Origin of the sequence: Nodosilinea sp. E11 (assembly GCF_032813545.1) — a bacterium.
Classification (GTDB): Bacteria; Cyanobacteriota; Cyanobacteriia; order Phormidesmidales; family Phormidesmidaceae; genus Nodosilinea.
This window is the reverse complement of the sequence record NZ_CP136520.1, coordinates 1,017,038-1,031,941: the sequence shown is the minus strand read 5'-3', so window position 1 is coordinate 1,031,941 and position 14,904 is coordinate 1,017,038. Positions and strand designations below refer to the sequence as shown.

13 protein-coding genes are annotated in these 14,904 nt (G+C 56.2%); 4 read left to right on the top strand and 9 right to left on the bottom strand.

Features of this window, described 5'->3' with window-relative positions; all coding sequences use genetic code 11:
- Positions 1–419 precede the first annotated feature (419 nt).
- The 4 genes from RRF56_RS06945 to holA all read right to left on the bottom strand — a co-directional run bounded on the left by RRF56_RS06945 (position 420) and on the right by holA (position 4,912).
- Complete coding sequence (locus RRF56_RS06945; protein WP_317036909.1) at positions 420–1,880, bottom strand: GAF domain-containing sensor histidine kinase; 1,461 nt, start codon at positions 1,878–1,880, stop codon at positions 420–422.
- A gap of 228 nt (positions 1,881–2,108) precedes the next feature.
- Positions 2,109–3,182, bottom strand: a complete 1,074-nt coding sequence (obgE, locus tag RRF56_RS06940) for a GTPase ObgE (RefSeq protein ID WP_317036908.1) — start codon at positions 3,180–3,182, stop codon at positions 2,109–2,111.
- Entirely contained in the window at positions 3,182–3,724 is a 543-nt protein-coding gene (locus RRF56_RS06935) for a DUF4168 domain-containing protein (protein WP_317036907.1), read from the bottom strand. The genes obgE and RRF56_RS06935 overlap by 1 nt, the downstream gene beginning before the upstream one ends.
- A 201-nt stretch (positions 3,725–3,925) precedes the next feature.
- Positions 3,926–4,912: a DNA polymerase III subunit delta gene (holA, locus tag RRF56_RS06930; RefSeq protein WP_317036906.1), complete on the bottom strand. Its 987-nt coding sequence runs from the start codon at positions 4,910–4,912 to the stop codon at positions 3,926–3,928.
- Between the two features lie 288 nt (positions 4,913–5,200).
- Between holA and RRF56_RS06925 the strand changes: the two genes are divergently transcribed.
- Entirely contained in the window at positions 5,201–5,818 is a 618-nt protein-coding gene (locus RRF56_RS06925; RefSeq protein ID WP_317036905.1) for a precorrin-8X methylmutase, read from the top strand.
- Positions 5,815–7,086 carry a precorrin-6y C5,15-methyltransferase (decarboxylating) subunit CbiE gene (gene cbiE, locus RRF56_RS06920; RefSeq protein WP_317036904.1) on the top strand — a complete coding sequence of 424 codons (1,272 nt, stop codon included), beginning with the start codon at positions 5,815–5,817 and terminating at the stop codon, positions 7,084–7,086. Before RRF56_RS06925 ends, cbiE begins: the two co-directional genes overlap by 4 nt.
- Before the next feature lie 163 nt (positions 7,087–7,249).
- Here cbiE and RRF56_RS06915 read toward each other — a convergent pair whose 3' ends face one another.
- The 3 genes from RRF56_RS06915 to acs all read right to left on the bottom strand — a co-directional run bounded on the left by RRF56_RS06915 (position 7,250) and on the right by acs (position 11,341).
- Positions 7,250–8,062, bottom strand: a complete 813-nt coding sequence (locus tag RRF56_RS06915) for a CPBP family intramembrane glutamic endopeptidase (RefSeq protein ID WP_317038343.1) — start codon at positions 8,060–8,062, stop codon at positions 7,250–7,252.
- A 77-nt stretch (positions 8,063–8,139) separates the two neighbouring features.
- Positions 8,140–8,517 carry an AbrB family transcriptional regulator gene (locus RRF56_RS06910; RefSeq protein ID WP_317036903.1) on the bottom strand — a complete coding sequence of 126 codons (378 nt, stop codon included), beginning with the start codon at positions 8,515–8,517 and terminating at the stop codon, positions 8,140–8,142.
- A gap of 856 nt (positions 8,518–9,373) precedes the next feature.
- Positions 9,374–11,341 (bottom strand): acetate--CoA ligase, encoded by a 1,968-nt coding sequence (acs, locus tag RRF56_RS06905; RefSeq protein ID WP_317036902.1) that lies wholly within the window; start codon positions 11,339–11,341, stop codon positions 9,374–9,376.
- A gap of 530 nt (positions 11,342–11,871) precedes the next feature.
- Between acs and RRF56_RS06900 the strand changes: the two genes are divergently transcribed.
- Together RRF56_RS06900 and RRF56_RS06895 are read left to right on the top strand one after the other, a co-directional pair.
- The gene (locus RRF56_RS06900; RefSeq protein WP_317036901.1) at positions 11,872–13,446 is read left to right on the top strand and encodes an adenylate/guanylate cyclase domain-containing protein; all 1,575 of its coding nucleotides are present in this window, start codon (positions 11,872–11,874) and stop codon (positions 13,444–13,446) included.
- 131 nt (positions 13,447–13,577) lie between these two features.
- Entirely contained in the window at positions 13,578–13,991 is a 414-nt protein-coding gene (locus RRF56_RS06895; protein WP_317036900.1) for a hypothetical protein, read from the top strand.
- A 66-nt stretch (positions 13,992–14,057) separates the two neighbouring features.
- Here the strand turns inward: RRF56_RS06895 and RRF56_RS06890 are convergent, their stop codons facing one another.
- Positions 14,058–14,405, bottom strand: coding sequence for a metal-sensitive transcriptional regulator (locus RRF56_RS06890; protein WP_317036899.1), 348 nt, complete (start codon positions 14,403–14,405; stop codon positions 14,058–14,060).
- 64 nt (positions 14,406–14,469) lie between these two features.
- Positions 14,470–14,883: a hypothetical protein gene (locus RRF56_RS06885; RefSeq protein WP_317036898.1), complete on the bottom strand. Its 414-nt coding sequence runs from the start codon at positions 14,881–14,883 to the stop codon at positions 14,470–14,472.
- Positions 14,884–14,904: the final 21 nt, after the last annotated feature.

Genomic DNA, 14,904 nt, shown 5'->3' with positions numbered 1-14,904 from the left:
GCATGGGGCAATAGTCATTGCTAACGGTGGAGCAATGACTATTGCCTAAAAACAACGGATTAGCCTCTGACCTGAACGCTAATCACCCTGTCAACGCCTGCACCACGTTGTCATAGTGTCGGGCTAAGCTTAAGACAAGACCGGTTTCTGGTTAAGCTTACGTAAATAGGGCAGAACTATAGCCATAGTCACCTGGGTTAGGACATCCAGAAACCTCAAGCACGTTTGAACGTTCGAACGTCCTTGAGGAACTGTCTCAACCAGACTGGCTACAGCTAGAACAGCAGAAATTCATGCCGCTGTGATGCCTTACTCCCTGGAGAGTGAACAGTCACCCTAACGTTCAACCTTGACAGCGCAAGCGAACCCGAGACCCAGAGTTAGAGTGGGGTTATACCGCTGTATCTACGCCGCAAGTGCTAGCGCAGTACTCCTACCTCAGCTGCAACGTGGGTGGCCTCAGCCCGTACCTTTGCCCCATCGAGAACGGGTAGCAATACTGCCAGTCGGCAGCCGCTGTCTGCACTACCCTGCACCCTAATCTGCCCACCGTGACGCTGGGCCAAGTGCTGACTGAGCAACAGCCCCAAAAGCTCTTGAGGCGCAGAGCTAGCGTTTGGCAGGGGCATGGTCTGTATCCAATCATCTCTATCGGTCGGGGGCTGAAACACAGTCAGCACTTCGCTCGGTAGCCCTTCCCCCAGCCACGGATTAGCCAACCACATCACTAGCGAAAGTGCTTCACCTCGACGACAGGCATGCACACAGAGATCACTGTTGTCGCCAGCCACCTGCATGATGCTAAAGATGAGGTGGTACAAGATTTGCTTCACTGTGCGCTGGTCTAAAATCCAGTGGTGTTCCCCCGGTTCTATCGTAAACCTCAAGGTCTGGGCGGCTTTCTCGGCCAGGGGCGTAAGGGCCGTAATCACCTGCTGGCCTAGGGTGGCAATATCGACGGAGGTGGGCACCAGATCGGGCCGCTCCGGCTGGGAGGTATTTAGTTCTAGAATTTCGTCTACCAGGGCCATCAGCGTTTGGCTGCTGTGGCACATGATGTCGGTGTATTCTCGCTGCTTTTCGGTCAGGGGGCCATAGATTTCCCGGCTTAGCATTGTGGCCATGCCCAGCACCGTCGTCAGCGGGCTGCGTAAATCTTGGGTAAGTTGGTTGATCAAGTTCAGGCGCACGGCATTGATCAGCGCTTCTAGGGGCGGAGTGGCCATGGCCGAGATCTGGCCACCCGGGGATACCCTTAGCCCTAGCTTCGCGGTTGCCGTGGTGGAGGTCGCCTGCTGGCGTTCGTATTCGCTCATGCCCCAGCGAGCGGCCATGGCCAAAACCCCCAACTCTTGCTCACTGAACGAGCGCGACTGCATGTCCATCACCGCCAGGGTGCCAATACAGATGCCCTCGGAGGTCATCAAAGGTACGCCACCATAGGCTCGAATACCGTAGGCGCTAACCCATTGACTCTGAGCCACAACAGGGTTATCGGTAGTATCGGGCAACAGCAGCGGCTGTTCGCTATCTAAAATGTAAAGCCCCAGCCCTTGCTCTAGGGGCAGTTGCCGTTGCTGCGACAGCGGGTTGCCCACACCCAACGAAGACAACCCGTAGGCGGCTCGAATATATTCTGTGGGGCCGTGCGCTAGGGTGGCCACCGCCAGGGGCATTCGCAGTAATTGAGCGGCCATCTGCGCAGCCTCTTCCCAGGCAGGTATGCTGCCTGGCCCCATGAGCGCTAATGCCGAAATTGCCAGGCTGCGCTGCTGCTGTTGCTCAGCTTGAGTTAACCCCTGAAGGGGGCAACAGGGCCAGATCAGGGGAGCAAGGGCAGATTTATCCTCAGACAGTGCCGAAAAGACAGGAACGCTCATAGCCAAAGCTCAAACCTTGCTGAAACACAGCCTTAGCATGCCCGGGGAGGGCAACCTAAGTAACGGCAGTGCGGGCAAGATGGTAGCTTTTTTTACCAAGTATCCCTGGGGTAAGTGTTTGTCTTGTACCCAATCCGAATTGCATAACCCCGATTCCCAAACGGCCAGACCGTAGGGGCGCATGGCATGCGCCCTGCTGAACCGAGGGCAACCAAACAGGATTCAGTATTAGGCATCTTGCAGTTGCTCTGGGGGAGACAAGTCTGGGGTTGCCACGGCGGCAGCGGCGGCAGCGGCAGCGGCAACAGCAGCCGCATGATCGAGCAGAGTCCAAATGTGTTGCAACATGGGTGCGGTGCCGGTACCCGCCACCGCCGAAATTGCATAGACTGGCCCCGGCACTAGGGCTTCAAACTGTTGAGTTAGCTCAGCCAAATCTTCGGCGGTGAGGGCATCAATTTTGTTGAGAGCCAGCACCTGGGGGCGATCGATCAAGTCGCGTCCGTAGGCCGCCAGTTCCTGCTGAATGGTGTGGAAGTTTTCGACAGGGTGCTCAGCGGTGGCGTCGACTAAGTGCAGTAGTACCCGAGTGCGCTCAATGTGGCGCAAAAACTCGTGGCCCAGTCCTAGCCCCTGGTGAGCCCCCTCAATCAGCCCTGGAATGTCGGCAAACACCGTGCCATCGCCCGTTGGCCGACGCACTACTCCTAGGTTGGGAATGAGGGTGGTAAAGGGGTAATCGGCAATTTTGGGCCGTGCTGCCGACAGCGCCGCAATCAGCGTCGACTTGCCGGCGTTGGGCAGGCCGACAATGCCGACTTCGGCTAGCAGCTTGAGCTCTAGGCGCAGGCGACGTTCTTCGCCAGGCAAACCTGGTAACGCATGCTCTGGAGCGCGGTTGCGGTTGCTGAGAAAGTGGCGGTTACCCAAACCGCCCTTACCGCCCTGAGCAACGCAGAGTACCTGCCCTGCTGTCACCAAGTCGCCAAGCAACTCGTCAGAGTGGGCATCGTAGATGGCCGTACCGCAGGGCACTTCTAGATATAAATCGGACCCCGTGGCCCCGGTCATGTTTTTGGGACCACCGCGCTGGCCATCGTCGGCCTTAAATCGGTGGGCATAGCGAAAGTCGAGTAGCGTCTGGAGTTGCCCAGACGCTCGCAAATAGACTGACCCTCCAGGGCCACCGTTGCCTCCTGCTGGCCCACCGGCGGGCACGTACTTTTCTCGCCGAAAGGCGACGATGCCATCGCCCCCGTCACCGGCAATTACCTCAACTTCAGCCTGATCAATAAATTGCATTAGTTCGTGTCGCCGTTAACCGAGCGGGAAGATCCCTGGGACTGCTGAATTTGTACCATCGCCGTGCGAATTTGCTCGGCTAGGGATGGGTCTTGGGGGTGGGCCGCGGTGATGGCGTTGAATCGCCGCACCGTCAGCCCATTGGCCTGCACAATGGTGCTGGCTTGGTTGCAGTAGTTGACCACAATGGTGCGCACGTTGTTGCGCAGGGCGCGGGGCAGCTGGTTGAGATTGGCTGTTCCTGTGCACGACATATCAATGGCGTTGATATCGTGACTTGTGCCCGTCAGCAGGGTTTTGATCTGGCTAAAAGCCTCGTTGCGGGGGCTATCCATCTCTAACACCGAGGCGGCATAGCCCATGACTTCTTCCGGTGATATGCCGCTATCTTGGGCTTGAGCTACAGCCCCGAGGGTAACGCCCTCGGCTACGGGACTCGGTACCCCAGCACCACCCGCTAGGACGGTGAGGCTAGCCACCACCGCCGCTAAGGCCAGGGTGCGATTAGACAGGGGTAAAACGTTAATCAATCGATGAATCATTAGGTGTGTCTCTCCTGTGCTGGTTCTAACCAGAATGGTCCCGTGCTCCAATTCCATGCTCCGATAACCTTAAAACCGCTGGGAATTAAACCACTCTTGTAGGGTAAGGGTGCTGACCCCGGCGTAGATGCTGTGTCTTTTAACCCAAAAGGGTCTCCCAGCCCAGACGGGTCAGGCCCCCCATGAGTTCCAAACCTTGGGCTAGAGGCTGCCCGGTTTAAACACTCGACAGAGTTCTATGACTTTTGTTTGGAGGATGGCGCGCTCATCTCGGCCCTGCTTTAAGTCAGATTCTAATTCTAGTAGCAAAGGCAGACTCTGTTGCAATTGGGCTAAACTTAGCGATCGCACCTCTTGCTTTAAGAAATAGATGCGCTTGGGGTTGGCAATTTCGGCGGCGGCGGCCACTTCAGCATCGCTAGCCACCCCGGCCAAGACCTTGAGCCACAGCCACAGGCGAAACTGGCTAACCAGGGTTGCGACCATGCGCAGGGCCGGTTCGTTGCGATCGAGCAGATCGCTCACCAGCCCCAGGGCTGTGGAAGTGTCGCCCTGCTTGAGGGCCTGGGCAAGTTTTAGGCTAGTTTGAGTCGATACCGTTACTAACTCAGCAGCGGCGGCGGGAGGAATCGGCTGGGGGTTTGTACCCCAGTAGAGGGCTAGCTTTTCTAGTTCTAGGTGGAGTTGGCGAGTGTTGTTGCCTACTGCTTCTGTCAACAGATCTACGGTGCCAGCTTCTAGAGCCATACCCCGATCGCTGGCCACCGCCGCCACCTGTTGGTGAATCTGGTCGGTCTTCCAGGGAGGGATGGTGGCAAATTCGCGTACCTCACCCCAGGTCTTAAAAAATTTAGTAAATTTAGCTCGACCATCGGGCTTCGCGACACTGGTCAGCAGCAGTACTGTGGTGTCAGGAATTTTGGGGAGCGTGCGCTCGAACTCAGCCAGCACGGGCTCAGGACAGCGTTGACCCAGGCCCGTATTCACCAGCCACACCAGCCGTTGACCTTGCCCAAACGGGGGCGTCATGGCCTGGTTGAGGGCCTCGGCGGGGCCATTGGCAGCATCGGCCGGGATCACGTCGTAGTTGAAGCTAGCCCAGTCCTCATTGAGGGTGCGCTGGCGCAGGTCGTGGACGGCGGTTTGCAGGGCAAAATCGTCATCACCCCAGAAATAGTAGGCGGGCATGGGGAGAAGGGCGTAGATGGGTAAAGGGTAAGCAGTGAGGGGGAGATAGACAATGAGCTGATCAAGCTAGCCTGCATTATTCACAACCCTAAGGCAATGCCCGTCATTCCTATGAAAACGGGAATCTATGCGAAGCAACCTACTTCCAACTGGATTCCCGCATTCGCGGGAATGACAGCCTCCAACGTCTGTTTTCATGAATCATTTGGACTAGGGACTGTGGGATGATAGAACGTCCTAGGCCGGAACTGGCGGCTTAGCAGCTCTATGACCTACGGCGAGTATTCCATGGCGAAGCTTTGGCAAAGCCCTATTTTAGAAGAAAGCTTTGCGCTGATCGATCAAGAGTTTGGGGCTCACTCGTTTACCCCGGCAGAGTATGCCGTCGTGCGCCGGGTGATTCACAGTACTGGCGACTTCGAGTTTAAGCAGTTGGTGACCTTTGGCGAGGGGGCGATCGCCGCTGCCATCCAGCACTTGGCTAAGGGCGGCCCCATTATTGTCGATGTGACGATGGTGCGCCAGGGGGTGGTGGGCCTAGTGGAGCGCACCTTTCAAAATCCGCTGCTGACGGCGGTGACGGTGGGCGATCCGGCTGAGCCGGGGCGCACTCGTACGGAGACGGGGCTGCTGCGGTGTTTAGAGCAATATCCTGAGGCTCTGGTGGTGATTGGGAACGCGCCCACGGCGCTGATGGCGCTATGCGATCGCATTGACGCCGGTACCGTCCATCCATCCCTGGTCATTGGTGCGCCAGTGGGCTTTGTGGCGGTTACCGCGTCGAAGCAGCGCCTGGCCCAGACCGCCGTGCCGCAGATTCGGGTAGAGGGGCGCAAGGGGGGATCGCCAGTGGCTGCCGCCATGCTCAACGCTCTGCTGGTCTTGGCCTGGGAACAACAGCCATGACCCCGATTCAAGTCGTGGGCGTCGGTATGGATGGTCGATCAGGCTTGGCCCCTAGGGTACAAACCCTGATCGATCAAGCCGCTGTGCTGGTGGGGAGCCGTCGCCACCTCAGCTACTTTGCCGATGCGATCGCTGAGACCTGGTCGCTAGATGACCTACAAACCACCCTCGATCGGTTGCGTCAGCGGCTCGCCGCTGATCATACTGGCCCCATCATTGTGCTGGCCTCGGGCGATCCGCTGTTTTTTGGCCTGGGACGGCTGCTACTCGAACAGCTCCCCGCCGAGAGCTTGACCTTTCACCCGCACCTGAGTTCGGTACAGCTGGCCTTTAGCCGTCTGAAACTGCCCTGGCAAGGGGCAACGTTGATTAGTGTTCATGGCCGATCGACCGATGAACTGATGGCTGCCCTGGGCCGGGGGGATGAGTTAATCGCCGTACTCACCGACCCTACCCATACCCCCGCTGCCCTGGGCCAGTTGATTCTCGACCTGGAGTTGCCCTACCGCTACCAGCTCAAGGTCTGCGAAACCCTGGGCGGTGAGGACGAACAGGTGCGCTGCATCAGCCCAGAGGCGGCGATCGCCGCTACCTTTGCCCCGCTCAACGTGGTCGTGCTTCAGCGACAAGCCCAGGACGGCCCAACCTTAGACCCGCTGCCGCTGATCGGGTTGCCCGATCGCGCCTTTGCGACCTTCCGCGATCGGCCCGGCCTGATTACCAAGCGCGATATTCGCATTCAAATCTTGGCCGACCTCGCCCCTGAGCCCGAGCAGATCGTCTGGGATATCGGAGCTGGAACCGGCTCTGTGAGCATTGAGATCAATCGCCTGTGCCCCACGGCCCAGGTCTATGCCATCGAAAAAACCGCCGCTGGTCATGGTTTGATTCAGCAAAACCAGCACCGTCTGGGCAACGCCAATCTGTACCCGATCTATGGATCCGCACCCCACATTCTGGGCGATTTGCCCGATCCCGATCGCATTTTTATCGGCGGCAGCGGCGGTCACCTGAGCGAAATTTTAGATCGGTGTGCCGATCGCCTCAGCGCCAAGGGGCGGATAGTGCTTGCCCTCGCCACCCTAGAGCATACGGGCACCGTGCTGGCCTGGGTCGATCGATCGACCGCCTGGCAAGCTCAGCTTCGCCAAATTCAAGTACAGCACGGCGTCCGAGTCGGCTCCTTGACCCGCTGGCAACCGCTGACGCCCATTACGGTAATTACGCTCAGTCGGGATGAGGAGAGAACAGGGGGGCTAGGTGACTAGTTTTAGGATCAGGCCCCAGGGTGGGTTGTACCTAGGAGATTTCCAGGCAAAAAGATACCAGCTTTAGCCGATCAACTGTAGCCGCTGTAGGGTGGGCACTGCCCACCATTTGGGAAACTATGGTTTAGAAGTCGCCTTAGCCCAAATCCCACAGTTCCCAGGCCTAAAGCCCACTCCACCCCCAAACTCCGATCCCCGTTAACACCAGCAGCGCCAGCGGCAGCACTCCAGTCAGGGGTTGATCGGGCAGCCCGATCAGCCATGCAGGACCGTCCTTGCCGGGTTTAACTAGGGCCAGGGCGTCGATCGCGGCGATCGCAAACACCCAACCGGCATGGAGACCCCACGCTAAGCCGAGGCTGCCGCCAACTGCCCAGCGGGCTAGCAACAGCACGGCCCCCATGATCGCTAGCCCTGGCAGTTGGGGGGCTCCGGCGGGGCCATCCCAGACCAGATGAGAGACGGCAAAAATTAGGCTGACGGCGATCGCCATTGCCCAGAGAGGCCACGCCTGCCCCAGACCATTGACCAGCACACCGCGAAACACCAGTTCTTCGATCCAGCCAATAAATAGGGCCAGGGGGAGTACTGCCAGTAGCACACCCCCTGGCCCTGGCCCAGCCGCCGGCTCTGGGTTAGATGGGTCGGGTTTAGAGACAGATAAATCGTCGGGGGCTTGCCGGTGAGGCTGCCACCGCCGCCAGCCCAGCCCTATCTGTAAGGCTACCAGAGCTATTACTCCCCCGGTGGCGATCGCAAACCCGACTGCCACAAGCTGCCAAAACGGCACATTCCAGGCCACGCCGTAGTCTGCCCAGGTGCCTGCGCTTAGGCGGCGATGCCCCTCAACCGCCACGGGTGCTAACAGGTAGAGGGGCAGCAGCAGGGGCAGTTTGTGCTGCGGGGCTACCGGATAGGTGAGGGGAATTTTTCCCAAGCGAACAACCAGCAAACTAGCTGGAATGCCCAGGGCCATCCAGATCAAAAAAAAACAACCAGATGGGCGATCGCTAACATTTTTATCGTCAATGTTGGAATGGTGTATACGTACTGCTACTCGTCGGTATCGACGTCTAACTGTTTTAGATGAATGTGTTTATAGCCCAGCTTAATTTCAAATTCATCGCCAGACTTAAGGCCCATTTCTTGGGTATAAGTAGCGCCAATAACAATCTGTCCGTTTTTGTGGACGCTAACCTGATAGGTCGGTTCGCGGCCTCGGCCATCTTTGTTGCTTTCAGGATCAAGGTTGATACCTTTGGCTTCTAGCAATGCATCATAAAAGCCAGACAAATTGACCCGCACCTGCTTGTCTTTGGTGAGGGTATAGTAACCGCATTCTTTAGCGGTTTCACGTTTGGTTAGGTCAGACAGGTCTTTAACCTTTTGGAGCAATGCTTTGCCGGTTAGGGGAGTGGGTTTTTCTGCCATTGTCAGTGAAAATCCTTAGGTAAGACGTGAAGCTAGTGCTGAAAAACAACAGGTCGACTCTGAAAGTGAGGTTGGCGACCGTTCATGAATAGCAAAAGAATAATAGCAAATAAACCTGCCGATTCGCACAACTCATTCTAGTCAGGTCGCTAAAAACTGGCCCCTAAAAAGCAAATGATTTCAATGAGCCTTGCTAATTTCCTAGATTTGCCTACCGCTTAACCCCATCAGTATCTACGCTTTTACGCTTTGTAAGCAGATGGCTTGGGTCAAACACCGGTACAGCGCCTTGAATCGTTAGGGACTTTGTCGGGTTTTCTTGCGGAGCGATCAGTAGCCCGATCGATCTGTAAGAAAACCCATGCAACTCAATGCTCCTATCCTATTTTGAGCGATTTCGCCTATCTCTTAGGGTATAAAATAATTTTATTGAGATAACACTTTTTGGAGTGAGAGGTAGAGGCGTCGGTGCTTTTAGTCCAGAGCCGAAGGGCATTGACTCTGATATAGCCAGTCCGGTTAAGACATGTCTCCTAAGAACGTTTGAACGTTCGAACGTTTCTAGGGTTTCTGGATGTCCTAACCCAAGTGACTATGGCTATAAATGGCGGTGGCTAAGCGAGATTTATAGTCACGAGGTAACCCTATCTATAGCTTGGCGAATCCCCTAGTTGGGGCGATCGCCCTAACTAGGCCAAGCTTGGTCGCTAGCCAGCACCGTCATATTAAGCATCGGCTGGATAGAAAATTGGGATTAGAACATCAATAGAACCCTTGCTCCGGGCGCGATCGACAATCTAGGGGCATAGCAGGCTATGCCCCTACAAACCGGGGGATGACTAGACTTAGACGAGGATTAGCCCTGACGCAGCTGATCGAGTACGCTTTGATCCTCCATAGTGGAGGCATCACCAGCGATCGCTTCACCACTGGCTAGATTGCGCAAAAAGCGGCGGATAATCTTACCCGATCGGGTCTTGGGTAGGGCATCGGCAAACTTAATTTCGCCGGGTCGGGCGATCGCGCCAATTTCATTCACCACATGCTGCTTTAGTGCCTGCTTTAGCTCATCACTGGCGCTATAGTGGCCCTCTAAAATGACAAAGGCAAAAATATCTTCGCCCTTGATCTCGTCTTTGCGCCCTACCACAGCAGCCTCGGCCACCGCTGGGTGAGACACCAGCGCCGATTCCACTTCCATGGTGCCCAGACGGTGGCCCGACACGTTGATCACATCGTCGACGCGGCCCATCACCCAGAAGTAGCCATCTTCGTCTTTACGGGCACCGTCGCCCGCAAAATAGAGGTACTGGCCGTCAATCGGGGCAATGTGCTCCCAGTAGGTGCGGCGGTAGCGATCGTCGTCGCCGTAGACCGTGCGCATCATGCTGGGCCAGGGGTGTTTGATCACCAGGTAGCCGCCCTCGCCGGGGGGCACCGGGTGACCGTCTAAATCTACTACGTCAGCGAGAATGCCAGGGAAAGGCAGAGTAGCGGAACCGGGTTTGGTGGCGATCACCCCCGGCAGCGGCGTAATCATAAACCCGCCGGTTTCTGTCTGCCACCAGGTATCGACAATGGGGCAGCGCTCGCCGCCAATCACCTGGTGATACCACATCCAGGCCTCGGGGTTGATCGGTTCACCCACGGTGCCCAGCAGCCGCAGGGACGACAGGTCACGGGCTTTGGGCAGTTCGTCACCCATTTTGATAAAGGCCCGAATGGCAGTGGGTGCGGTGTAGAAAATGGTGACACCGTACTTTTCGATCACGTCCCAAAAGCAGCCTGGGTTTGACGGTCGAGGCACCCCTTCGTACATCACCGTCGTCGCCCCGTTGGACAGGGGGCCGTAGACAATGTAGCTATGGCCGGTAATCCAGCCCACATCGGCGGTACACCAGTAGACATCGGTATCTTTGATGTCAAAGGTCCACTTAAAGGTCATGTGGGTGTAGAGGTTGTAGCCGCCGGTGGTGTGCACCACCCCCTTCGGTTTGCCTGTAGTGCCGCTGGTATAGAGAATAAACAGCAGGTCTTCGGCATCCATTTCCTCCGGCGGGCAGTCCGCCGAAGCGGTGGCCTGAAGCTCGTGCCACCAGTGGTCGCGCCCCTCCACCATGGGACTATTGTCTTTGGTGCGCTGCACCACCAGTACGCTCGACACGCTGGGTACGCCGCCCCCCTCTAGGGCCTGATCGACCGCTGCCTTTAGCGGCACCACTTTGTCTTTACGGAAGCCGCCGTCAGCGGTAATCACCACCTTGACCTCGGCATCGTTAAGGCGATCTTTAAGGGCCTCAGCGCTAAAGCCGCCGAAAATCACGGTGTGGGGTGCGCCAATGCGGGCGCAGGCTAGCATCGCGATCGCCGCCTCAGGCACCATCGGCATGTAGATACCAACGCGATCGCCCTTTTGCACCCCCAGTCCCTTGAGCACGTTAGCCACCTGGCATACCTCGCGGTGCAGCTGGGCGTAGGTCAGGGTGCGAGTGTCGCCGGGTTCACCCTCCCAAATTAAAGCGGCTTTATTGCGTCGCCAGGTGGTCAAATGGCGATCTAAACAGTTGTAGGAAATATTGATTTTGCCGCCCACAAACCACTGGGCAAAGGGCGGCTGCCAGTCGAGCACCGTATCCCAAGGTTTAAACCAGTGCAGTTCTTGGCTGGCGAGCTCAGCCCAGAAACCGGCGGGGTCTGCCGCTGCCCGCTCACTGAGGGCATGATACTCCTCTAGGCTACGAATGGATGCCTTTTGAACAAATCCTTCGCTGGGGGAAAACAGGCGATTTTCGTGGAGAATCGATTCGATGGTGGGAGAAGCCATAGACAATGCTGAGTCTCTTGCGAACACAAATAACGTGAGATGAAAGCCGCTGTGGGGGTGCGGTGTCCTCTAAAAACCATACGATTTTTAGCGACCCTTTGAACATCGTCTACGGTTTCCTTAATGTTTTTAGGCTGATAGCTATAGCCATAGTCACCTGGGTTAGGACATCCAGAAATCTAAGAACGTTCAACCGTTCAACCGTTCTTAGGGGAAATGTCGTAACCAAACTGGCTACAGCTATAAAGGCCCCCAAAAAGGACTAGGCCAGGCCTAGCGACTACCCCAATGCGGAATTTAACGCCGAGACGGTGAGGTTTACACCCAAGGCTCATCGACGCTAAGACCGAATGACCTGGTTTATCCCAAATCTGACAACGCTAAGACTTAATGTAGAGGCGCTGTTTTTCGTCCTGCTGCTGATTTAATCAGAGTCATTATTACCACTATCGAACGGGCTAGAGCCGCTATGCTCCACCGGATAGGAGCCCGTCGCTTGAAGGGTTTGTCATTTCCATTTAGGGTTATCAATGGCTAATGCTTTATCGTCGGTTCAGCACTTCAGCCGAGGGTGGCCCAAGCTTTTAGCTGTGGCAGCGGGCTATTTTATTGTGGCCAAACTCAGTCTTCAATTCACTATTCTATTTGGTGACGGGGAGCCGGTTCTACCCATTTGGCCCCCAGCGGGCTACAGCCAAGGCGTTTTACTGCTGACGGGGGCCCCCCTGACCCCGGGAATCACCGTGGGGTCGCTCTTATTTACCCTCACCTCCTCTGATCTAGACTGGCACTGGCATCTGGTTGCCGCCGTCAACAACACTCTTCAGCCGCTAATGGGGGTTTGGCTGTTGCGTCGGGTCGGTTTCAGCAACTCGCTCGCTCGGGTTAAAGATGTGGGAGCCTTCATTGGTCTGGGGGCCGTAGCCACAGCTATCTTTAGCGCTACGGTAGGCATCACCTACTTTTGCTTGATGACCCCTATGGTCTGGGCGACCTATTTCTCGGCCTGGTTTAGCTGGTGGATTAGCAATGTAACCGGGGTCGTGTTAATTACCTCTCTGATGATTACCTGGCAGCAGGGTATACGGCGGTTTCGTAATTGCTACGCCCCCCTAATCGGGCTGTGGTTGGCTGTTTTAATCGCGCTGAGCTGGTATGTATTCTGTACCGCCGACAGTCACTACAGCTTGAGTTACATGCTTTTTCCGGTCGTGATGTGGGCAGCGTTGCGGTTAGGGCCCTTTGGGGCGGCTTTAGGCTCCGCTCTGGTCACCGTAATCGCCACCTGGGGAATTACCCAAGCGGCAGGGACCCTTGTGCCCGCTTTCCCCAATCAAAATTTGGCGCTGTTGCATTTGCAGGCCTATCTCTGTGTGCTCACGTTTACGGCGCTGATCTTAGCGGGTGTGGTGGCCGAGCGCGAGCAGGCTCGCCAAGCCCTGCAAGCAGAAAAAGAAAAGTCGGAGCAGCTTTTGCTGAATATTTTGCCTTTGCCCATTGCCACTCGCCTTAAACAGGGGCGCAGCACCATTGCCGATCACTTTGCCGAAGTCACTGTGCTGTTTGCCGACATTGTAGAGTTTACACAGCTGTCTGAAACCCTGAGCCCGCAGGAACTAGTCGCGCTGCTCAACGATGTGTTTTCTCAATTTGACCATCTGGCCGAGCAGCACCAGCTGGAGAAAATTAAGACCATTGGCGATGCCTATATGGCGGTGGGAGGCATACCCTACGAGCGCCATGACCACGCCCAGGCCGTAGCCGATATGGCTTTGGATATGCAGGCTATGGCCCAGACCTTTAGCGATCGCACCGGCAAAGCTTTCCGCCTACGCATTGGCATCAACACTGGCCCCGTGGTGGCTGGGGTGATCGGCACCAAAAAATTTATTTATGACCTCTGGGGTGACACCGTCAACACGGCGAGCCGCATGGAGTCGTTCGGCGTCGCCGATCACATTCAGGTAACTGAGACTACCTATCACTGCCTCAAAGACAGCTATGATCTTGACCTGCGTGGAGAGGTATTGGTCAAGGGAAAAGGCCCCATGCGCACTTACTTTTTACGGCAAAAAACCTTTGTAGCTACCGTCCATTCGATCTAGGCTCAACGTCTAGCCGGTAACCACGATTTTGATCGGGCGACTGGGTAAGCTAACGTTAAGGGGAGTTCCTCTTCAGGCCGGTTCTGTCCTAGGCCTGACTATTCAGCATTCTGTGTCATCTTCATTGGTCTATGACTACGGCTAAGGCATCGGTACCGGCGCAGCCTGCGCCCTCCCTCTCTACCCAAGACGCCCAGTTGGAGAATATTATTGGGGTTGCTATTTTTGATTTCAGCGGTCTCCCCCGTGAATATTTCATCACCGCCGACAACGAAAGTACCAGCTGGGTGCAGCTGGTGTTTCAGGCCCTGGGACTCAAGTCACTGTTGATGGCATCTCTCAAGCTGGAGGGATTTTCCCATATCTCCATTGACTTAGACCAGCAGAGTGCGATTGTCGTTCGTACCAAAGAAGAGTACGTGGCCTTGCTATTGCGCCATCCACCCACCTTTGCCACTGCTCAAGAGAGCGATCGCTTTAGCCATTGGGTGAGGCAATTTGAGCGTCACCTGCTGCGTGAGCACAAACGATTTATCGCAGCCTAAGCAAAAAATAGCGATCGGTTATTGGTTTCAGGCTTGCCCTCAACCCGATAACCGGCTGCTGCAAACCTACGGCAAGAAGCGATCGAGCGCGGCCTTGAGTTCGGCAATTTCGGCCTCAATATTGCCGTCTTCGGCGGCGCGGCCAATACATTCGGTCAGGTGTTCGTCAAGAATGATGCGGGCTACCCGATCTAAGGCCCCGCGCACGGCAGCCACCTGCACCAGAACATCGGGGCAGGGACGACTCTCCTGCACCATCGTCTTGATACCGCGAATGTGACCCTCAATGCGGGCCAGACGATTGACAATCCGCCGCAGCGACTCAGGGTCGTGGATGTGGGGATGAGCACTGCTGTCGGCGCTGATGTCGACCTCGTGCAGGTGAGGATGGGGCTGGGAGCTAGGATTTTGCAAGGGAGGTGATCTTGATAAACATCATCAAACCTTAGTCTCTGCCGTCTGGCAGTTCCAGATAACTTTACTGGGCTGAGAAGCGCGATAGAGCGGCTAATTCATCTAGGGATTTCACCCCAGGATACAACTGACCGTCAATTTCCCAGGTGGGATAGCCCTGAATCCCTCGCTGCTGGCAGAGTTCTGGTTGGGCATTTTCGCCGTCGGCGTCGCACTCTACGTAGGGCACGCGATCGACAGCGGCTTGAAACATGTCTTTTTGATCGGCGCAGTAGGGGCACCAGTGGGTGCCATACATCACACTGCCGGTAGTGGTTAAGTGATCGGCTAGCTGGGCTTCGTAGGTGTTAGCGCTGTCTGCGCCGCCGCTACCCCCCTGGGGGCCACAGCCCACAATCAGCAGTGACCCTAGGGCCAGACCGCCTACCATCGCCCAGGACGAAATCTGCCGAGGCTGAGAATCATGCGATGTAATCATAAAACTCATTGAGATTAGACT